Source organism: Streptomyces cyaneochromogenes, assembly GCF_003963535.1.
GTDB classification, from domain to species: Bacteria; Actinomycetota; Actinomycetes; order Streptomycetales; family Streptomycetaceae; genus Streptomyces; species Streptomyces shaanxiensis.
The window spans coordinates 1,413,074-1,434,682 of record NZ_CP034539.1; the positions used below are offsets into that span (position 1 = coordinate 1,413,074).

16 protein-coding genes are annotated in these 21,609 nt (G+C 68.3%); 12 read left to right on the top strand and 4 right to left on the bottom strand.

All coding sequences use genetic code 11. From position 1 onward, the window contains the following. The first annotated feature begins 57 nt into the window (after positions 1–57). The 4 genes from EJ357_RS06080 to arfA all read left to right on the top strand — a co-directional run bounded on the left by EJ357_RS06080 (position 58) and on the right by arfA (position 4,877). A complete protein-coding gene (locus EJ357_RS06080) occupies positions 58–1,365 on the top strand; it encodes an ABC transporter substrate-binding protein (RefSeq protein ID WP_126389359.1) in 1,308 nt (435 codons plus the stop codon). A 100-nt stretch (positions 1,366–1,465) separates the two neighbouring features. Beyond that, a complete protein-coding gene (locus EJ357_RS06085; protein WP_126389361.1) occupies positions 1,466–2,446 on the top strand; it encodes a carbohydrate ABC transporter permease in 981 nt (326 codons plus the stop codon). After that, positions 2,443–3,330, top strand: a complete 888-nt coding sequence (locus EJ357_RS06090; protein WP_126389363.1) for a carbohydrate ABC transporter permease — start codon at positions 2,443–2,445, stop codon at positions 3,328–3,330. Before EJ357_RS06085 ends, EJ357_RS06090 begins: the two co-directional genes overlap by 4 nt. Before the next feature lie 47 nt (positions 3,331–3,377). Continuing rightward, positions 3,378–4,877: an arabinosylfuranosidase ArfA gene (gene arfA / locus EJ357_RS06095; protein ID WP_126389365.1), complete on the top strand. Its 1,500-nt coding sequence runs from the start codon at positions 3,378–3,380 to the stop codon at positions 4,875–4,877. Between the two features lie 68 nt (positions 4,878–4,945). On the opposite strand, the gene EJ357_RS06100 is transcribed toward arfA, so the two are convergent. Further along, on the bottom strand, positions 4,946–6,439 hold the full coding sequence (locus EJ357_RS06100) for an alginate lyase family protein (protein ID WP_323377857.1): 1,494 nt from the start codon (positions 6,437–6,439) through the stop codon (positions 4,946–4,948). A gap of 452 nt (positions 6,440–6,891) precedes the next feature. Further along, positions 6,892–7,134, bottom strand: a complete 243-nt coding sequence (locus EJ357_RS49150) for a hypothetical protein (protein WP_228472993.1) — start codon at positions 7,132–7,134, stop codon at positions 6,892–6,894. Positions 7,135–7,908: 774 nt separating this feature from the next. Between EJ357_RS49150 and EJ357_RS06110 the strand changes: the two genes are divergently transcribed. Further along, positions 7,909–9,336, top strand: a complete 1,428-nt coding sequence (locus tag EJ357_RS06110; RefSeq protein ID WP_126389367.1) for a glycoside hydrolase family 43 protein — start codon at positions 7,909–7,911, stop codon at positions 9,334–9,336. Positions 9,337–9,457: 121 nt separating this feature from the next. Then, entirely contained in the window at positions 9,458–10,834 is a 1,377-nt protein-coding gene (locus tag EJ357_RS06115) for a glycoside hydrolase family 43 protein (RefSeq protein ID WP_126389368.1), read from the top strand. A 519-nt stretch (positions 10,835–11,353) separates the two neighbouring features. On the opposite strand, the gene EJ357_RS06120 is transcribed toward EJ357_RS06115, so the two are convergent. Beyond that, positions 11,354–13,405, bottom strand: coding sequence for a family 43 glycosylhydrolase (locus tag EJ357_RS06120; protein ID WP_126389369.1), 2,052 nt, complete (start codon positions 13,403–13,405; stop codon positions 11,354–11,356). Positions 13,406–13,810: 405 nt separating this feature from the next. Then, positions 13,811–14,608 carry a FadR/GntR family transcriptional regulator gene (locus EJ357_RS06125; protein WP_126389370.1) on the bottom strand — a complete coding sequence of 266 codons (798 nt, stop codon included), beginning with the start codon at positions 14,606–14,608 and terminating at the stop codon, positions 13,811–13,813. Positions 14,609–15,004: 396 nt separating this feature from the next. Here EJ357_RS06125 and EJ357_RS06130 point away from each other — a divergent pair, with 396 nt between their 5' ends. From EJ357_RS06130 to EJ357_RS06155, 6 genes are all read left to right on the top strand, one after another. After that, positions 15,005–16,366 carry an ABC transporter substrate-binding protein gene (locus EJ357_RS06130; RefSeq protein WP_126389371.1) on the top strand — a complete coding sequence of 454 codons (1,362 nt, stop codon included), beginning with the start codon at positions 15,005–15,007 and terminating at the stop codon, positions 16,364–16,366. After that, positions 16,363–17,277, top strand: coding sequence for a carbohydrate ABC transporter permease (locus EJ357_RS06135; RefSeq protein ID WP_126389373.1), 915 nt, complete (start codon positions 16,363–16,365; stop codon positions 17,275–17,277). The genes EJ357_RS06130 and EJ357_RS06135 overlap by 4 nt, the downstream gene beginning before the upstream one ends. Positions 17,278–17,392: 115 nt before the next feature. Next, the gene (locus EJ357_RS06140) at positions 17,393–18,247 is read left to right on the top strand and encodes a carbohydrate ABC transporter permease (protein WP_126399244.1); all 855 of its coding nucleotides are present in this window, start codon (positions 17,393–17,395) and stop codon (positions 18,245–18,247) included. Between the two features lie 80 nt (positions 18,248–18,327). After that, entirely contained in the window at positions 18,328–20,340 is a 2,013-nt protein-coding gene (locus EJ357_RS06145; RefSeq protein ID WP_126389374.1) for a hypothetical protein, read from the top strand. Next, positions 20,337–20,684, top strand: a complete 348-nt coding sequence (locus EJ357_RS06150; RefSeq protein ID WP_126389375.1) for an L-rhamnose mutarotase — start codon at positions 20,337–20,339, stop codon at positions 20,682–20,684. The genes EJ357_RS06145 and EJ357_RS06150 overlap by 4 nt, the downstream gene beginning before the upstream one ends. Before the next feature lie 38 nt (positions 20,685–20,722). After that, positions 20,723–21,607, top strand: a complete 885-nt coding sequence (locus EJ357_RS06155) for an amidohydrolase family protein (protein WP_126389376.1) — start codon at positions 20,723–20,725, stop codon at positions 21,605–21,607. The last annotated feature ends 2 nt before the right edge of the window (positions 21,608–21,609 follow it).

Sequence of the window (21,609 nt, forward strand, 5' to 3'; positions counted from 1 at the left end):
CCGCCCGCCCACCGACAGTCCAGCAAGTCAGTCCCCATCACGAAGGGTTTCCCTCACATGGACAGCACCACCATACGCAGCCGCAGACTCCTGGCGCTCGCCACCGCGGCGGTCATGGCATTCGGCGTCGGCGCGTGCAGCAGCGACAAGAACGACTCCGCCGGGGAATCGGGCCAGAGCGGGCCGGTGAACATGGAATTCTGGGGCTGGGCCGGCTACGAGGAGATCGTCGACCAGTGGAACGCCGCCCACCCGGACATCAAGGTCACCTTCAAGAAGATCCCGTCGGGCCCCAAGGGCGGCTACGCCCAGATCACCAACGCGCTCACCGCCGGCGAGGGCCCGTGTCTGGCCCAGATCGAGTACCAGAGCATCCCGTCGATGCTCGTGAAGAACACGGTCATGGACATCACGCAGTACGCGAGCGCCGACATGGACAAGTACGTCCCGTCGGCCGTCTCCTCCTCCAGCGTCGGCGACAAGGTCTACGGGGTTCCGGTGGACGTCGGCCCGATGGTCCTCTTCTACCGCAAGGACCTGTTCGCCAAGTACGACATCACCAAGCCGCCGGCCACGTGGGCCGAGTACAAGGCAGACGCCGAGAAGGTCACCGCCGCCGACCCCAGTGTGAAGTTCGGCACCATACTCGGCGACGGCGCCGGTTTGGCGTCCTTCACCCTGCAGACCGGCCAGTCCTGGTACTCGACCCAGGGTGACAGCTGGACCGTCAGCATCGACAACCCCGGCACCCGCAAGGTCGCCTCCTACTGGCAGGACCTGAAGGACCAGGGTCTGGTGGCCAAGCACGGCAGCGCCTGGGACCCGCAGTTCAACAAGGCCTCCGAAGCCGGCAAGGTGCTGACGTTCATCAGCCCTGCCTGGGCCGCCGGCGGACTGAAGTCGGACCTGCAGAACCTGTCCGGCAAGTGGAGGGTCGCCCCGATGCCGACCTGGGAGGCCGGCGACAACAAGAGCGCCAGCGGCGGCGGCTCGGCCACCTCGGTGATGACCGGGTGCAAGACGCCCAAGGAAGCAGTGCAGTTCGCCGATTTTCTGTCCAGTGACCCGCAGGCCGTGAAGACGGGCATCGAAACCGGGCTGTACCCGGCGTCGAAGGCCGGACAGGACGACCCGTCACTCACGGGGGGTGACCCGTACTTCGGCGGCCAGAAGGTCGGTGAGGTGTACAAGGCCTCCGCCGCGCAGGTGCCCAGCACCTGGACCAACGGCCCGACCTTCCAGCAGGTCGAGACGGACTTCACCGCTGCCATAGGCAAGGGCACCCTGCCGGACGCGGTCACCAAGGTCCAGGCCTCGACGGTCGCCGCGATCAAGAAGCTCGGCCTTTCGGTGAACAACGGCTGAGGCAGCGGGACTTCAGCCGCCCCGAAGGATTCCCGCGGCCGCCCGTATCCGGCGCCGCGGGAACCCGCTCCCTGACGACGAACCGCCCAGCGAGGTTTCCATGAGCAGTCCCAGCAGCACCCGGACCGCGTCACCGCCGCGGTCGGAGCCCGCGGCCACCCGCCGCGCCTCCCCCGCCGGTCGGCCGCGGCGCGCCGGCCGCCGCAGCGCGTTGACCGCGTCGGGGTTCCTGGCGCCGTTCGCGGTCCTCTTCCTGACCATGATGGTCGCGCCGATCTGTTACGCGATCTACCAGAGCTTCTTCACCGTCCGCCGCGCGGGGCTGTTCGGCGGTGCGCAGTCCACGGAGTTCGCGGGACTGTCCAACTACGCCGACGCCTTCAGCGACCACGACTTCGTCGCGTCGATCGTCCGTGTCGCGCTGCTGGGCTGCGTCCAGGTCCCGGTCATGCTCGGTCTGGCCCTCCTGCTCGCGCTCCTGCTCGACTCCCGCTCGGCCCGGCTGCGCAAGTCCTTCCGGCTCACGTTCTTCCTGCCCTACGCGCTGCCGGGTGCGATCGCCGCGCTGATGTGGTCCTTCCTGCTGGTGAAAGACCTCTCGCCGTTCACCGGACCGCTGTCCCACTTCGGGATCGACACCGACTTCCTGTCGCCGTCGTGGGTTCCGGTCTCGATCGGGAACATGATCACGTGGGGCTGGACCGGCTACAACATGCTGATCATCTACTCCGCGCTGCAGACGATCCCGGCCGAGGTGATGGAGGCCGCCGCGCTCGACGGCTGCACCGGATGGCGCCTGGCGTGGGCGGTGAAGATCCCGCTGGTGCGTCCCGCGCTGGTCCTGACCACGGTCTTCTCCATCATCGGGACGGCACAGATGTACACCGAGCCCGCGGTGCTTGTCGGCGCGCGCATCCCGGGCGTCGACCCGAAGTTCTCCCCGATCATGAACACGACCGTGGCTATGGACGTGGGCGGCCAGAACCTGGCCGCCGCCCAGTCCGTCGTGCTCGCGCTGATCACCCTCGTGCTCTCGTTCGGATTCCTCAAGTACAACCAGCGCAAGGGAGCGATGGCATGAGCGTGATCCGGGCCGACCGGCCGATCCGACCGACCCGACCGGCCCTTCGCGGCACCGACATCGCGAGCAAGGTCGTCGTCAACGGCGTGCTGGGCCTGATGGCCCTGTACACGCTGATCCCGCTGTGGTGGCTGTTCGTCTCCTCGACCAAGGCCTCGGGCTACCTCTACACCGGTACGCCGCTGTGGTTCTCCCACTTCGACCTGGTCACCAACATCAGAAACGTGTTCAGCTTCGAGGACGGCATCTTCTCCACCTGGCTCGCCAACAGCGCGCTGTACAGCCTCGTCGGCGCCGCCGTCGGCACCCTGCTGTCCGCGATGGCCGGCTACGCGCTGTCCAAGTTCACCTTCCGCGGCCGTGAAAGCGTGTTCAACGTCATCCTCGCCTCGGTTCTCATCCCGGCGCCGATGTTCGCCCTGCCGTTGTTCCTGCTCATGGCGAAGCTGGACATCACCAACTCCTACTGGTCGGTGCTGCTGCCCAGCTGCGTCAGCCCGTTCGGTGTCTACCTGTGTCGGATCTTCGCCGCGGCGTCCGTCCCGGACGAACTCCTCGAGGCCGCACGGCTCGACGGAGCAGGCGAACAGCGAACCTTCTTCCGGATCGCCCTGCCGCTGATGTCCCCGGCACTGGTGACCGTCTTCCTGTTCCAGTTCGTCGGCATCTGGAACAACTACCTGCTGCCCTCGCTCATGCTCAACACCCCCTCACTGCAGCCCGTCACGGTGGGCCTGGTGCAGTGGCGCTCGGAGTTCGCCAACGGAGTGCCGCCGCTGCTGCCGATCACCGGTGCGTTCCTGTCGCTGATCCCTCTGCTCGTCGCCTTCGTCAGCCTGCAGCGGTTCTGGCGCAGGGGTTTGACCGCAGGCGCCGTCAAGTAACGCGTTCGCTGCCCTACACCCTTCCTGAACCGCAAAGGACCACCGCAATGCCCCGCGCCCACGTCACCCTCGACAAGCAGGCCGTCATCGCCCCTGTCCGACGCCGCACCTTCGGCTCGTTCGTCGAACACCTCGGCCGCTGCGTGTACACCGGGCTCTACGAGCCGGAACACCCGAGCGCGAACGACGACGGGTTCCGCATGGACGTTCTCGAACTGGTCAGGGAGCTGGGCACCAGGACCGTCCGCTACCCGGGCGGCAACTTCGTCTCCGGCTTCCGCTGGGAGGACTCGGTCGGCCCCCGCGACCAGCGCCCGGTGCGCCGCGACCTCGCCTGGCATTCCCTGGAGTCGAACCAGGTCGGCCTGGACGAGTTCGCCCGCTGGCTGAAGCTCACCGACTCCGAGATGATGCTCGCGGTCAACCTCGGCACGCGCGGCATCCTGCCCGCCCTGGACCTGCTCGAGTACGCCAACCACCCCTCCGGTACGGCACTTTCGGATCTGCGTATCGCCAACGGCACGCCGGAGCCGCACAACATCCGCATGTGGTGCCTCGGCAACGAGATGGACGGGCCCTGGCAGACCGGTTTCCTGAACGCCGACGACTACGGCAAGCTCGCCGCCCGTACCGCCGGCGCGATGAAGATGGCCGACAAGGACCTCGAACTCGTGGTCTGCGGCTCCTCCGGCTCCTGGATGCCGACCTTCGGCGACTGGGAGCGCACGGTACTCGAGCACACCTACGACCACGTCGACTACGTCTCCTGCCACGCCTACTACCAGGAGCTCGACGGCGACCTCGGCTCCTTCCTCGCCTCGGCGATGGACATGGACTACTTCATCGACACCGTGGTCGCGACCGCCGACCACGTGGGCTACAAGAAGCGCTCCAAGAAGAAGATCAATATCTCGTTCGACGAGTGGAACGTCTGGTACCAAAAGGAGTTCCACGAGTCCGACGAGGTCAACGACGAGTGGCGGCACGCCCCCCGGCAGCTGGAGGACGTCTACTCGGTGGCGGACGCCGTTGTCGTCGGCAACCTGCTGATGACGCTGCTCAAGCACAGCGACCGCGTCACCTCGGCCTCGCTCGCGCAACTGGTCAACGTGATCGCGCCGATCATGACCGAGCCCGGCGGCCCGGCCTGGCGGCAGACGACCTTCTACCCGTTCTCGATCACCAGCCGGCTTGCCGCCGGTGAGGTGATCCGGCCCGTTGTCGAGGCGCCGACCTACACGACGGCACGCCATGGCGAGGCGTCCGTCGTCGACGCCGTCGCCACCGTCGACGAGGACCGGGCCGCGGTTTTCCTCGTCAACCGTGGGCTTACGCAGGCCACTCAGGTCACGGTCGATGTGCGCGGCCTCGGCTCCTCGCGGATTCTGGAGGCGGTCACACTCGCCGACAAGGATGCGTACGCGAAGAACACACTCACCGACCAGAACCGCGTGACCCCGCACGCGAACCCGAGCGCGACCCTGTCCGACGGGCTGCTCAGCATCGAGCTGCCGCCGGTGTCGTGGACCGCAATCGCGCTGGGCTGAGTGACGGTCACCGCCGCCGGCAAGCCCGACTGTGGTCAGTCACCGGATTTGTTGTGTCACCGCGGGTGTTACTCCGCGTCGCGGCGGGCCTGGCCGCGACGGCGGAGCAGCAGGAGGCCGCCGGCTACCGCGGTGACGCCGGTCGCGGCCGTCCACAGAGCGAGGTCCGAGGCACCGGTGGCGGCCAGGTCCTCGCCGCTCTTTCCGCCCTGGGTGCTGACGTCCCCCGAGGACTGCGCGGCCGGGGACTTGGACGAACCGGACGACCCGGAGGTACCGGAGTTGGCGGCCGTCGACTTCGACGGGGACGGTGAGGCCGCCGCCTCGGCCGCGGTGGCCTTGTCCCGGGTGTACGCCAGGGTGCCGAAGCCGAGTTCGTCGAATCCGCCGCTGTTCGGGCCGTAGTGGCCGCCGCCTCCCTCGGGCCCGCTGCGGGCCATCATCTCGCGGGTGTTCGGCATGGCCATGCCGCGCCTGTTGACGTAGTGGTTGTAGACCCGCGCCCAGACCGGGCGCCCACCGCCACGGCCGCCTTCGGAGATGACCTTCTGCACCGTATCCACGCAATGCACGCCGTTTTTCCAGGTGTAGGCGGTGTAGGGCACCTCGTAGCCGAGGTTGTACCGGGCGACGTACTCGCACGCCTTGCGGAACCTGGAGTCGTCCGCGCCGTAGAGGTCGACGCCCTGGTTCCAGGCCATCTCGCAGATGGTGCCCATCAGGCCGATGCCCATCATGCTGTGGGCCTGGTCACGCCCGCTCTCCTGCCACTGGGCCAGGCCCACGTCGTTGTAGACGTAGGGGATCGCCTTGGCCAGAGCGCCGTTGCCTTCGCCGTTGTAGAAGTAGTCCACCGTCTCGTCGAACTTGGCCCGGTCGTCGCAGAGGATCCCGATGGCCATGATCGAGGCCATGGTGCACAGGTCCCAGTTCGCCCAGTAGTGGCCGATGCAATTGGTCTCGCGGTACATCATGTGGCGGTTCATCGGATAGAAGTGCTTGACCAGCATGTCCTGGAAACGGGCCAGGTCGAAGCCGGGGTAGCCGCGCAAGAGCTCGCCGACGTTGGCGAACTGGTACCCGTAGATGCCCGCCAGGAGCACGACTTCGGAGCCTCCGCCGATGCCCTTCAGCGTCCCCGACCAGGCGTTGCAGATGTCTCGCGCGGTGTCTGCGTATGCGGTGTCGCCGGTGATCTTCCAGCGCAGCGCCCTCTGGTAGGCGGCGTGGATGTCGCGGTAGAGGGCCCCGTAGTTCTGGACGCCGCCCCCTCCCCGGGTCGGGGTCACCTGCGGGTTGGGCCGCCATGCGGCCTGCGAGTGGCGGCCGGTGGTGAGGGTGAGCTTGGCGTAACCCTCCGTGTAGGGGGCGGCGCCCGCCTTCACCTTGGCGGCCATGCGCTCGAGATCGGCCCGGGTGTGGAGCATCCCGGGGTGCGCGAAGGACGTGGGCGCCGCCGTCGCGGGGGCGGCGGCCGCGCCCGTGCCGATACCGATACCGACCGCGCCGGTCGCCGCTCCAGCGGCCTTGAGCATGCTGCGTCGGCTGATCTGAAGTGTCACTGTGTCGTTCCTCGGGCTCTTGTGGGGACAGTGCCTACGCAGGGAGACGTGATACGGAGCGGGCGATAACAAAAAAGTGGGCACCACCGAGGAAAGGCAGCTGGTCTTGACGGTCCTCCGTCAAGGGACTCAACGTCACCCGGACGCATCTGGACAGGCAGGTCGACGATGGCGGACGCTCCCAGGAACACCCCCGTGGGCCGGCAACTCCAGGTGAAGACACACGGCCTCGAGGTCATCCGCGACGCGGAACGCAGGGACGCTCCCCCGTCACCGGGGCGAACGGCACGAGCTACGGTCTCAACCCACAGGGCAATCTGCCAGGGGCGGTCCACATTCCGGGCAGTTCGCGGGCAGTGCTGGAATCGTATGGCTATGGCAGCGACAGGAGACACGTCCGAGCCTGATAGCCCTGTACTCGGATCACGTTGGTCGGAGGCTGCGGATCCAGATCACGGCACCGCGTAGGGGGAGTCCGGCGAGGTACCGGTGGTTCGTTGAATCCGGTGGCAGAGGTCAATGCTGTGTCCGGTGGTGACCGCGTCGATCAGGGCCTGGAGCTCGGGGGGCCTTGTCCGTCCAGGCTCGCCACCAGGGGTGTCGGCGCCCATGTCGATCAGTTCCGCGCGGGCGTCGTACGACGGGCCGGTCGCGTCGTCGAGCTGCTGGACGAGTCTCTCGATGTGCGTGGTCATGGGTGGTCCCGGCGCCAGGGCGTGGGGAGCCACCAGCAGACGGGGCGGATCTCGTACGAGCCGGGCAGCGCTTCCAGCACGCGATGCCCGCGACAGGGGCAGGGGCAGAGGCAGAGGCAGGGGGAAGAGGCGCTCATTCGAGCAGTCTCGTCGCCGGTCCCGCCGGTGTGCCATGGATTTCTCCGCGCTGTCGCGCCCTCGTTCGCGTCCGGCTCGGGGGGCGTCGATCGCCGGCAGTCGCGTCCGGTCCGGTGCGGCGACGGGGCCCGTCGGTCGTGATCGGACGTGCCGCGTCGCGTCTCCCGTCGCGCGCCACGCCCAGGAGGCCGGATGAGTGCCGGATCGCTCATTTGCACGTTCGGTTAATCGGATGTGTCGGATGTGTTGACGCGCCCCCTTTTCCAGATTTAACTTCTGCCCGATTTCACGAACAGTGTTCGATATATCGCTCAACATGCCTGATTGGACAGTGAGTTGGTTACGAAGGCTTCCGGCCGAAGCGCCACCCACCTGAAACGCCTTCACGGGCGCTGAGAAGCACAGCCACCCGGCCCGTGCCGCAACCGCCCCACCTGGGCGGACGCACGCCTCGCGCGCCCTGACCCGTCGTCGCCACGGCGCCCTGGGCGAAGCGGTGAAACACCGTCGTTCGGATCCCCCCGTCCGGCCCGCGCGGTGTCCGGGTCCTGTCCCGCCCATTCCGAGACCAAGTTCCCCCCGCCACCCCGCTCCCCCTTCGCCCGGCGGTGGAACCCGCACCCGACAGGAGATCCGATGTCTGCGCTCCGCGCCCGGCTGACGGTGATATTGCTCGCCGTCTGCCTCCTCTTCACGGGCCAAGCCCTGACCACACCACAGCGGGCGGCCGCCGCCGACCCCGGCTACCTGATGGTGCACTTCACCAACGACTCCGCGACCGGTCAGATGCTGTACCTCGCCCACAGCACGGACGGCCTGCACTGGAACGACCTCAACGGCGGAGCGCCGATCCTCAACTCCAAGATCGGCACGAAGGGAGTGCGCGACCCCGCACTCGTGCGCTCCCCCGACGGCAGCAAGTACTGGATCATCGCGACCGATCTGTGCATCCGCTGCGGCTCGACCTACCAGAACGGCAGCCCCAACTTCGTGGTGTGGGAGTCGACCGACCTGGTGACCTGGTCGAAGCCGTGGCTGCTCGGCGCCGCCGGACTGATCCCCGGCGGAAAGAACGCGTGGGCGCCGGAGGCGATCTGGAACCCCGAGACCAACGACTACGTCCTGTACTGGGCGACGAACGCCACGGTCAACGGCATCTTCAAGTACCGCATCTACTCCGCCCGCACCAAGGACTTCCGCACCATCACCACCCCGCAGATCTGGATCGACCCGCCCGGCAGCACCCCGGTCGTCGACACCCAGATGACCGAGGTGCCCGCAGGTACCGGCCCCTACCGCTACCTGAGGGCCTCCGGCGACGGCCAGAACAACATCGAGGGCAGCAACTCGATCCTCGGGACGTGGACCAACCTCGGCAACCTGTCCAGCATGGGCCTCACCGGCAACGTGGTCGAAGGCCCGGTCTGGATGAAGTTCAGGGACCGCGACGAGTGGGCCCTCTACATCGACCACAACAACGCGCAGGGCGTACGCGAGTACAGGCCGATCCTGACGACCAACCCGTTCGACGTCAGCACCTACCGGCTGCAGCCGACGACCAGTTACGACATGGGCGTCACCGCCAAGCGCCACGGCGCGATCATGCCCCTCACGGCCGCCGAGGAGAGCCGCGTGCTCGCCCGCTGGCCCAACACCCCGGCGCAGCGGCTCCAGTCGTTCAACTTCCAGGACCGGTACGTGCGCCAGACCAACTTCGACGTGCGCATCGATCCGAACGTCAGCCCCGTCGAGGACTCCCAGTTCCGGATCAGGCCCGGTTTGGCGGGCACCGGCACCGTCTCCTTCGAGTCGGTGAACCACCCCGGCTACTTCCTGCGCCACGCCAGGTACGACTTCCAGCTCGTCCTCAACGACGGCAGCAGCCAGTTCGCCGCGGACGCCACCTTCCGCAAGGTCGCCGGGCTCGCCGACTCCACCTGGTCGTCGTTCCAGTCGTACAACTTCCCCGACCGCTACATCCGCCACTACGCCTACCAGCTGCGCCTCGACCCGATCACCACCGCGACAGCCCGCGGTGACGCCACCTTCCGTGTGCCGAACTGACCCGCATCGCCAGGAGCGCCGGCGCCGCCAGGTCGGCGCCGGCGCGGATGCGTCACCCACCCCCCACCGGCCCACAGGTTCTGGATCCGCCCGCACCCTTCCTACGCCCCGGAGGCACCAGATGAGTGCAGCACCCCTCCCGTCGCGCCGACTCTTCCTCGGCATGGCCGCGGCCGTGCCGCTGTCCACCACCGGCGTGCTGACCCTCGGCAGCCGGTCCGCGAGCGCCGCGACGACCTCCCCGTTCGTCATGGCCTACTTCACCCAGTCACCGAGAAACCTCGGCACGGACTACGGCCTGCACCTCGCGGTCAGCACCGACGCGCTGCAATGGATGCCGCTGAACCAGAACAACCCCGTCGTGACCCCGACCGCGGGCGACGGCGGTCTGCGTGACCCCTTCATCCTGCCCAAGCAGGACGGCACCTTCGTCGTCATGGCGACCAATCTGAAGGGCACCGACTGGACCAAGAAGACCCCGTACATCCACGTCTGGGACTCCGCCGACCTGCGCTCCTTCGACAACTACCGACTGCTGAAACTGCACGCCATGGCCACCCACACCTGGGCGCCCGAAGCCTTCTGGGACCCCTCCCGCGGCCAGTACGCCCTCATCTACTCGGCCGTCAACAGCAGCGGACACAACGTGATCATGGTGAACTACACCACGGACTTCCAGACGGTGACGGCACCGCAGGTCTTCTTCGACCCGGGCTACGACATCATCGACGGCACCCTGGCCAAGAACGTGAACGGCGTCAACTACCTGTACTACAAGGGCCGCAACAGCCTGGTGGGCGCGAGGTCCACCTCCCTCGCCCCCGGCAGCTTCGCCCAGTTCACCTCGGGCCTGGCGCCGCAGGGAGGCATCGAGGGCCCGATCCTCGCCGAGGCCTCCGGCACCTGGTACCTGTGGGGCGACGCCAACGCCCTCTTCTACACCTGGCAGACCAACGACCTCTCCACCGGCACCTGGACCGCCACCGACCGGCGCGTCTACACCCAGCCGCTGAACTCCAAGCACGCCGACATCAAGCCGATATCCCAAACGGTGTACGACAACATGGTCGCCACCTGGGGAAAGCCTGCCTGGAACCGACTGAAGTCCTACAACTTCCCGGACAGATACTGGCGGCAGGTCGATTCCCTCGGCCGCATCGACCCGTACCCGTTCGACCCCTACACCGACTCGCAATGGAAGCTGGTGCCCGGGCTGGCCGACCCCTCCGGCGTCTCCTTCCAGTCCCTCAACCAGCCGACCCGCTATCTGCGGCACTCCTTCTACCAGCTGCGGCTGGACGCCAACGACGGCACCACGAGGTTCGCCCAGGACGCCACCTTCCACAGGACCGCCGGGCTCGCCGACCCGTCCTGGTCGTCGTTCCGCTCCCACAGCCACCCGGACCGCTACATCCGCCACTACGCCTACCAACTGCGCATCGACCCGATCTCCACCGCCACCGGCAGAGCCGACGCCACGTTCTCCGTCTGGTACTGAGGCGACGCGCACGCTCCGGGTGCGCCCGGCTCCTGGTGGTGCGGGGGATGTCGATCTCTTCGCGTGGACAGCTCTCGGGAGGGAGGCCGGCAGGTCGGGGAGACTCATATGGGTGGCGTTGGCGTGGCGTTCCAGGGGCTGTCGGCAAACTCCCTCCCCCACTGCCCTAAAGGCGTGGGAGGTGCCCCCCAGCCCCGCGGCGCCCGGCACGCTCCCCCAAGCTCTTCGAGCAGGGGGTCCCCCACTCGCCACGCCGGGCGAAAGCCCGAGTACGCCCAGTACGAGGACTTCCGCCCCGCGCCGAGAGCACGCACCGGACGCCGCCGGGCCGCCCTTCGGGCGACAACGGGAGTTTGACGACAGCCCCTAGGACCGTGGTCGGGTCGCGGGGACGGGGTACTCGGGGACATCGGACACCGCGCCCCATGCATGACGGCCCGGCCCCACGGCGAAGGAGCCGTCGGGCCGGGCCGTGGCCGCGCCGGCTCGTATCAGCCGGCGGGCGGGATTGATGTGCGTCTAGCCGGTGACCCGGCGGAACGTCCACTGCTGGTTGGTGCTGCCCCTGTCGGCGTACTGGATGAGCGCGGCGCCGTCGGCCGTGCTGCCGGAGCTGACGTCGAGCACCTTGCCGCTGTTGCGGTTGACCACCTGGAACACACCGCCGGACAGCGGGCGCAGCTGCCACTGCTGGCTGGCCCTGCCGTCGGGGGTCGCCTGTACGACCCGCGCGCCGTCCGCCGTGGAGGATCCGGCCACGTCGAGCACCTTGCCGCTGCGGACGCAGGTGATGGTGTGGTAGCCGTCGGCCGTGGACTGGAACGCCCACTGCTGGTTCGTCGCGCCGTTGTCGGTCCACTGGATCAGGGCGGCGCCGTCCGCGCCGGACCCACCGGAGACCTCGGCCACCTTGCCGCTGCGCACGCTGACGCACTTGTAGGCCCGGGTGGGTGCGATGGTGTACTGCACCGAGTCGACGTCGACGTGGCCCGTGCCGTTCGGGTTGTAGGTGTAGAGGCCGATCCGGTCGCCGCGGTAGCCGCCCCAGGTGAGCTGGTAGGTGCCGCCGACCTGGGTGAACGTGCTCCCGTCGAGGCTGTAGGAGAAGCGGCTGACCCCGTTCACGTCCCACGTGGTGCGCAGCCACACGGCGTTCTGTGTGATGGCCGCGCCGCTGGTCAGGGTGGAGCCGGCGTTGTGCTCGATCGTGGTGGTGGTCCCTGAGCGTCGGACACCCAGTCCGGCGTAGGTGGCGGCGTAGTGGCACAGCCCGGCGTGCTGGCCGTCGGCGAGGCCGGCCAGTTCGAGGCGGACGGTCACCGTGGCGCCGCCCGCGGTGCGCAGCACTCGTTGGGTGAGGGTGTTGCCCACCTTCATCAGGTTGTCCCCGGCCAGCGGTGCGAACGCCTTCAGCCGCAGAAAGCCGGGGCGCTCGGTCAACGACCAATAGCCCGCGCGGGGTTGGTAGTACCACTCCCACTGCGGCTTGAGGCGGGTGTCGGTGAACGAGTCGCTGGTCACGACGGCGGGCAGCGCGTCGACGGGGAGGCCGGGGGTGCCGGCGGCGGGCAACCGGCCCGTCCACGCCATGGTGCCGATGCCGTCCGAGCCCACCGTGCCGATGATCGGCCAGCCGTCCACCCAGGTCACCGGCAGCAGGGACAGCACGCGCCCCTCCCAGTCGCCGTGGCCGTGGTGGGTCACGAAGTACCAGTCGCCGCTCGGGGTCTGCACCAGCCCGCCCTGGTTGGGCTCGCGATCCACCGAGGTGTTGACGTGCAGCAGCTGCCGGGTCTCGAAGGGGCCGAAGATGCTGGAGCCGCGGTTCATCATGAGCACCCGGCCCTCGGGCTTCACCTCGCTGAACAGGTGGTAGTAGACACCGTCGATCTTGTACAGCTTGCTGGCCTCGCTGCGCGACGACTGGTGGATCACCGGGGCCGGGCCGACCAGCGACCTGCCGTCTGCGGACAGCTTGTACAGGTGGATCTTGTAGTTGTCCGAGTAGTGCGTGGTGACCAGATAGCCCTGGCCGTCGTCGTCCCAGAACGGGCACACGTCGTTCCAGCCGGAGGTCCGCCACATCGAGTGCAACGGCTCCCACGGCCCGGTCGGCGACGGGGCCGACGTCATGAAGAAGCCCTCGTCGGGCGTGTTGAAGTACACCCAGTACCGCCCCGCGTGGAAGCGGATGGCCCCGGCCCACACACCCCGGCCGTAGCGGTTCATCCGGTCCCAGTTCAACTCCGGTCCGATACGGGTGACATCGCCGACCGAACCGCCGATCGGGCGCCAGTTGACCAGGTCCTTCGAGTGCAGGACGGCCATGCCGGGCGAGTGCCCCATGGTGCTGGTGATGCCGTAGTAGTCGGAGCCGACCCGGATGCAGTCCCAGTCACTGAGGTCGGCGGGGATGATCGGGTTGGCGTACGTGCCGTCACCCTGGTCACCCCACTTTGTGGCCGGAAACGAGTCTGCCGCCGCCGTGCTCGACGGGAGCAGGCCCGGGAGGAGGAGGGCGCCGGTACCGACCGCGGCGAGCCGGCCGAGTTGTCTTCTGGTGAGGTCCACGATGCAGTCCTTGGCTGGAGGTCATCACGTGCGGGAGCAGTGGGTGGACACCGCGCGGAGAACGCGGGAGGGAGAACGTGGAAGGGACACGGCCTTCGCGTCGTGCGCGCCGCGTCCCAGCGGGCTGACGTCCCTCACCCGCGCTGTGCGGGGTGGCGGCATGACGAAGGCACACCCCCGGACGCCTGGGCAACGGGTCCTTTGGGACACGCGGCGACCGAGGACGGAATGAGGACTGGTCGATATATCGAACAGCTACCGACTTGTCGAACCGATCGACGCCGAAAAGTTAGAGTCCCGGACTTACAGAAGTCAACGGATCGTCCGCGTTTTTCCGAGACGCGCGACGGCCGGGACAGGGCGCGCACGGCGCGCCGACGGGCGGTGTCGGCCGAACAGACGGCGTCAGCCGAACAGACGGCGCTGGATCTCGCGCCGGTAGTCCTCCAGGGTCCGGTCGAGGTGTGCCGCGGTGGCCTGCGCCGCTTCCTCGGGGCGGCCGTCACGGATGGCCCGGTAGATCGCCCCGTGCTCCTCGATGGCCGCCTCGGTGTTCTCCCCGAACGAGTCGTGGATACCGATGGCGCTGGACTGGCGCTGCAGGCGCCGCGCGTCCCGCACGGCGCTGACGAGGAACGTGTTGTGCGAGGCCACCGACACTGCCGTGTGGAAGTCCTCGTCCCCCTGGTTGAACACATCGATCTGGCCGTGAGCGAACCCGTGCCGGCACTGCTCCATGGCGACTTCGATGGTGCGCAGCTCCGAGGGGGTGGCGCGGGTGGCCGCCAGGCTGCTGGCGGCCATCTCCTGAACCCTGCGGAACTCGAACAGCATCAGTACGTGGTCGATGTCGACGGGGCGGAAGAAGCCTCCCCACCGGCTGGTGATGAGCATGCCTTCGTCGTCCGCGACGAACAGACCCCGCCCCTTGTGCGCCCGTACCCGGCCCAGCGCCGAAAGGATCTTGATGGCTTCGCGCACCACCGCCCTGCTGGTGTCCAGTGTCCGGGCGAGGTCGATCTCCGTGGGCAGCCGGTCACCCGGCGTCAGTCGCTCCTCGGCGATGTACGCGAGGATCCGCTCCGCCACGATCTCGTACCCGGGACGGTAGTCACGCCGCACGTCCGAGCCGACCACCCCCGCGGGCACGGCAGCAGGGACTTGAGCCGGCAAGGCCGCTTGGATCGCTGGCGTGTCGTCCATCCGCACTGCCTCCCGAGTGACTTCTGCTCACGCGACTGATCGCGGTGGAGCCGCATCATCGTAGCGCACAGAAGATATAAGTCGTACTCATTCTGACCAAGATCCATGGTGAGAGCCATGACCATCCGAGTGAAGAAACAACCCTTATCGGGCATGGATAGCGCAACTGCTCGCCCCTCACCGGAAATTCAGCCAAGGAACGCTGCACGCACCCTTGACGTACCACTCGATAAGGCGGCTAATTTCTTCCACGCCGGTCGCAGCACAGCCGCCTCTTCCGTTTCCGTCGAGTTTCCGGGCCGCCCAGCGTCGTCCCGGCTCGCGCCACTCGCCCACCCGCTCGAGCCGCCTGCCCCCCATCTGCTCGGGGCACCCGCACACCCAGTGGAGTGACTCATGACCGTCAACCAGTCCTCGTCCAGCCCGAAGAGAGCCCTCGGCAGGAAGCGAGCGGCATCGCTGGCCGGGTGCGCGGTCACGGTGCTGCTGACCGTGACGGCCTGTGGCGGCGGCACCGCCGGTACGACCACCAAGGACGGGTTCGCCCAGGCGCCGCAGAAGGACGGGGCGTTGACCGTCTGGGTGGACGCGACCCGTGTGGAGGCCGCGAAGCTCTACCAGCAGCAACACCCGGACGTGAAGCTGGACATCGTCACCTACGACGGCAACGCCAACGGCTCGAACTACCTCCAGACCAAGGTCCAGTTGTTCAACCGCACCGGCAAGGGGTGGCCGGACGTCGTGTTCAGCTCCCAGAACAACGAGGTGACCTGGGCCGTCGACGCGAAGTTCGCCGCTCCGCTGAACAAGGGCCTGATACCCGAGTCGACCCTGGGGAAGTTCGCCAAGGGCGCCAACGACGTCTGCACGGTGGACGGGACCCTGTACTGCCTGCGCAACGACCTCTCCCAGACGGTGCTCTGGTACAACGCGCCGCTGCTGAAGAAGTTCGGTTACACGGTCCCGACGACCTGGGAGGACTACCAGGCGCTCGGCGAGAAGGTCGCCAAGGAGCACCCCGGCTACCTCGTGGGCGACGCGGGTGACTCCTTCACCCCCGAGATCTACCTGTGGGCGAGCAAGTGCGGCGCCAACGACATCACCGGCCCCAAGTCCGTGTCGGTGAACACCACCAGCGAGGCCTGCACCAAGATGGCCAAGCTCATGGACGTACTGATCAAGAACAAGTCCATGTCCATCAGCGGCGTCTTCAGCACCGACTTCGGCAAGAACCTCGCCGACAAGGTCCTGCTCATGCCCGGCCCGGCCTGGTACGGCGGCGCGGTGTTCAGGGACACCTTCAAGACCCCGGCCAAGCAGATCGGCGCGGCGCCCATGCCGCAGTGGCAGGGCGAGACCTCGCCGTCCACCGGCAACGTCGGCGGCGGCACCTGGCTGCTGTCCCAGCACTCCACGCACATCAAGGCCGCCACCGACTTCCTGAAGTGGGTCACCACCGACAACGCCTACCAGGGCGAGAAGGCGCCGGGCTTCCCCGCCTACGCGCCGGCGGCCGAGGCCTGGCTGAAGGGACAGGACGCGGCCGGCTACTTCGCCACCGACCTGAGCGCCCTCAAGGACGCCTCCTCGCAGGTCTGGAAGGGCTGGGGGTCGGGCCAGTTCAGCCAGGAGGCGATCTGGGCCGCCACCGTCAAGCCCGGCCTGACCCAGGGCAAGACCATCGAATCGCTGCTGCCGGCCTGGCAGGACTCCATCGTCAAGTACGCCCAGTCCAACGGATACAAGGTCTCCCAGTGACCCTCACCCACTCCCAGGCCGGCTCTGCCAACCGGCGCCCTCGCGGCGCCGCCCGGCAGAGCCGGGCCGGCATGGCCTTCGTCGCCGCCTACGTCGTCCTGCTGATCGCCTTCGGTGTCCTTCCGACCGGCTACGCCATCTACTTCGCCTTCACCGACGCCGGGGGCACCTTCACCGGCTTCTCCAACTTCGTCACCACGGCGCAGGACTTCCGCTTCCTGGACGCGGTGGGCCATGTCGCCGTCTACCTCGTCTTCTGGCTGCTGTCCCTGGTGGTGTTCGTGGTGGCCCTGGCGCTGCTGCTGCACCGCCTGTCCTCGGGTTCCACCAGCAGGACGCTGCGTTTCTTCTACTACATCCCGGGAGCGCTCGCCGGCGCGGCGAGTGTGCTGGTGTGGCTGTTCATGCTCGACCCGACGGTCAGCCCGGCCAGTTCACTGCTCGAAGCACTGGGCTTCCACACCTTCGGCGAGGTGATCGCGCCCGGCAACCTGCCGGTGCTGTTCACGATCATCGCGTTCTGGACCGGTGCGGGCGGCTGGATCGTCGTCATGTACGGCGCACTCAACAACATCCCCACGGACATCATGGAAGCCGCCCGTATCGACGGCGCGAACGCCTGGCAGACCGCCTGGCACGTGCAGATCCCGATGCTCCGCAAGTGGATCGTCTACATGGTGATCCTGGCGTTCGCGGGCGGCGCCCAGCTCTTCGTCGAGCCGCAGCTGCTCTCCCTGGCCAGCGTGGGCACGGCCGGACGCGACTACTCGCTCAACCAGCTGACGTTCGACTTCGCCTTCCAGATGAACAACATCAACGGCGCCGCCGCGGTCTCGGTGGAACTCCTGGTCGTCAGTGTGTCGGCCGCCGCCCTCTTCGTCGCACGGTCAGGGTTCTTCGATGCCGACTAAAACCCCTGGTGGTCGAGTCGCCACCACAGCGAGCCGGGAGCGGGAAGCGCCCCGCATGAGCCGATCTCACCATCACCACGACCAGCCGCCGCACCGCCGCAGGCCCGTAGGGCACATGGCGTCCCGGCTGCTCACCGGATCCGTACTGGCCGCGTTCCTCGCCTTCTTCGTACTGCCAGTGCTGTGGCTCGTCCTCGCGGCGACCAAGACCGACCAGCAGCTCGTCCACGACAACCCGCTCTCCTTCGGCTCGTGGCACGCCTTCCAGGCCAACTGGGACGCGCTCACCGCCTTCCAGGACAACGCCGTCATGGAGTGGCTGGGCAACTCCGCCCTCTACGCGGTGATCTCACTGGTCATCACACTCGTCGTCGCCATTCCCGCGGGATACGCCCTGGCCATGACCGAGTTCCGCGGCCGGCACAGCCTGCTGATCGCGACCCTGGTCGTGATGCTCATGCCGAACGCCACCCTGGTGGTCCCGCTGTTCCTGGAGATCAACGCGGTGCATCTGATCGGCACCATGTGGTCGATCATCCTGCCGTACTCGTTCTACCCCTTCGGCGTGTACCTGACGTACATCTACTTCACCACCGCCGTACCCAAGGACCTGCTGGCCGCGGCACGTATGGACGGCTGCTCCGAACTGCGCGTCTTCTGGCACATCGCGCTTCCGCTGGCGACGCCGGTCATCGCACTCGTGGGCTTCTTCAGCTTCGTCGCCAACTGGACCAACTACTTCCTGCCCTACGTCATGCTCCCCGAGAGCAGCCAGATGCCCATCCAGGTGGGCGTCGGCACCCTGCTCAGCAACGTTCCGTCCTTCAACCCGGCCGTCGGCACCCTCGCGATCGAACGGCCGCAGCTGGCCCTGGCGACGCTCGTGGCCATCACACCGGTGCTGATCGTCTTCCTCTTCGCCCAGCGCTTCCTGGTCAGCGGGATGCTCGCCGGCGCCACCAAGGAATAGGCGCCAAGGAATAGCGGCTCGTCCCGGCCGTCGTCCCCGGCGTGCGCCGTCCCGCCACCCACCCCGAACGGAGATCCCCCATGCCCTACAGCTCCGCCGACCCCTCTTCGGCCGAGGCCACCCCCTGCGACCAGCCGGCCCCGCCACCCGAGATCGAGGCGGGGGTGCCGCTGCTCGAACCACCCGGTTGGGCCGTGGCCCAGAGGTCCCTGTTCGACCTCCTCGACCACGCCTGGCGGCGCTTCGCCCGCGACTTCACCGGCCCGGACGGACGGCTGAACTACACCGGGGCGCTGACCACCCGCGACGGCGTGGACGACTTCTACGAGGTGTTCTTCAACTGGCCCCAGCTCTACCTCCTCGGCGGCGCCGACGACCTGCTGCCCGCCAGCGAGAAGCACTGGGAGGGCGTGACCAAGCAGCTCACCGAACTGGACATGCTGCGCGTCGAGTTCGAGCGCGGTTACGACTGGTTCCACCAGGGAGAGAGCCTGCTCCTGCTCTACTTCCTGTGCATGGCCGCCCCCGACCGCTGGCATGAGCGCGCCCTGCGCTTCGCCGAGTTGTACGTCGACCCGGCCCACGGCAACTACGACCCCCAGCACCGCATCATCACCCGCCCGCACAACGGCAGCGACCCCGACCGCACGGGCCTGTTCGACGGCGACGTCTACCCCTGGCTCCAGAAGGAGGCCGACACCTACGGGTACCCGCTCGAGTGGATCCCCGAGGCGCAGGGCGGCCCGTTCCCGCTCTCCTCCGACCCGCGTCTCGGGGCGCAGATGCGCGACCGGATGGGCGTCGGCGACACCGCGATGAACCTCGCCGCGGCCGGTCTGGTCCTCAACGCCTGGATCCTGACCGGCGACGAGCGCTACCGCGACTGGATCGTCGAGTACGTCGGCGCGTGGCGGGAGCGCACCGAGGCGAACGACGGTGTCATCCCCGACAACGTCAGCCCGGACGGAGTCGTCGGCGGCCTCCTCGAAGGCCGCTGGTACGGCGGCCACTACGGCTGGTCCTGGCCCCACGGCTGGCACAGCATCGGAACCGCGGCCTGCGTGGCGGCGCTCGCGGCGGCGACGGTCACCGGGGACGACGACTTCCTGTCCATGGTCCGCACCACGCTCGACTCGCTCATCGCCCGCGGCAAGGTGATGCCCCACACCGAGGCGGACTCCAGCCTGCCCGCCAAGTGGGCGGTCGAACTCGGCCCGGACGCCGACATCCCCACGCTCCACGTGCCATTCCGGCACAACGACACCGGCTGGTTCGACTACAACCCGATCACCCCGCCCGTACCGGTGGCCCTGTGGCACCACTCGGCCTCGGACGCCGACCGCAAGCGGCTGGAGAACCTGCGCGAGGCCGAGGCGATCGACTGGCGCACCCTGCGGCCGTTCCGCTCCAAGGAGGAATCCGGCCACGAGAAGGCATGGTTCGCCTTCCTCGCCGGCGACGACCCCGGCTACCCCGAGCGCATCCTCGCCACCGCCCAGGCCCAGATCCGCCACCGCCTGCGCCGCATCGACCGCCACCGCGACCTGGACGTGCCCGAGGCCGACATCCACGTCTGGCAGCAGTCCAACCCCGTGGTCACCGAAGCCCTCGTCCAGCTGACCTGGGGCGGCTCCCAGGTGCTCTACAACGGCGGCCTGCAGCAGGCCCGGCTGCGCTACCACGACGCCGAGGCACGCCGCGCCGGCCTCCCCCAGGACGTGGCCGCGCTGGTCACCTCCATCGACCCCGAAGCGACCACCGTCGAACTGGTCAACCTCGCCCCCGAGACCGACCGCACGGTGATTGTCCAGGCCGGCGCCTTCGCCGAGCACACCATCACGGCCGTCCGGTACACCACCTGCCGGGACGACGGCTGGATCGGCGACATGTACGACTACGGCCACACCGAGCCCGTCGTCACCGAGGAAGAACTGTCCTGCGACAGCCCCTTCCTGACCGTCCGGCTGCCCGCGTCCACCCGGATCAAGCTCGTCCTGCGACTGGACCTGCGCGCCAACACCCCCAACTACCGCACCCCGTTCGACACCGACGCGGGCGAGCGAGCCCCCGGTACGGAAGAGAGCACGGCGTGAAGCGCATCGCCCAGACCATCAGGCTCCGGCCCGAGCACCGGGAGAGGTACCTCGAACTGCACTCCGCCGTCTGGCCCGGGGTGGAGGCGGCCCTGCACCGGGCGAACATCCGCAACTTCGGCATCTTCCTCCACGGTGACGTGCTGTTCGGCTACCTCGAGTACCACGGCGACGACTTCGAGGCCGACATGGCTGTCCTCGAAGCCGACCCCGAGACGCAGGAGTGGTGGAAACTCACCGACCCCTGCCAGGAGCCCTGGCCCGACCGGGGCGACTCCCGCCAGTGGACGGAACTGACCGAGATCTGGCACCTCGGCCCGCCCGGCGAGGACGCCACCGTCTGACACGGACCGCGCCGGACCGACCCGACTTGGAACCCGCCATGACCTCCGCCCCCGCCCCCGTTCTCATCGACGCGCACCACCATCTGTGGGACCTCGACCAGCGTCCGCAGCCCTGGCTCGACGACCCCGGCCTGACGTCGATCCGCCGCACCTTCACCCCCGACGACCTGCGTTCCACCGCGACCCGCTCCGTCGCGGGCCGTCACCTCCACGGCACGGTGGCCGTGCAGTGCGTGCCGGAGGTGCCCGAGACGGAGGACCTGCTCGCCCTCGCGGAGCGGGAGCCGCTGATCGAGGCGGTGGTCGGCTGGGCGGACCTCACCTCGCCGGCGATCGGCGACACGCTCGACCGACTGCTCGCCGGACCGGGCGGCCGCTATCTGCGTTCCCTGCGCCACCTCGTCCAGGGCGAGACGGACCAGGCCTGGCTGCAACGCCCCGATGTCGAACGAGGGTTGGCGGCGGCGAGGGACCGCGGGCTCTCCTACGACGTCTTGGTCCGCAGCCACCAGCTCGACCAGGCGATCCGGCTGGCCGTACGCTTCCCCGACCTGCCCCAGGTGCTGAACCACGCGGGCAAGCCGGACATCGCCGGGCGCCAACTCGCCGAATGGCGAGAGCAGGTGCGACGGCTGGCCGCGCACGAGCACGTGGTCTGCAAGCTGTCGGGCCTCATCACCGAGGCCGACCACGGCAGTTGGACCACCTCCGACATCCGCCCGGTCTGGGACGTGCTGCTCACGTCCTTCGGCCCGGACCGGCTGATGTTCGGCTCCGACTGGCCGGTCGCCAACCTCGCGGGCGGCTGGAACCGCTGGGCCGCCACCGTGGACGAACTGCTCACCGACTGCGCGGAGAGCGAGATCCACGCGCTCCTCGCCGGCACCGCGACCGCCTTCTACCGCCTCCCCGCCCGCGGCTGACG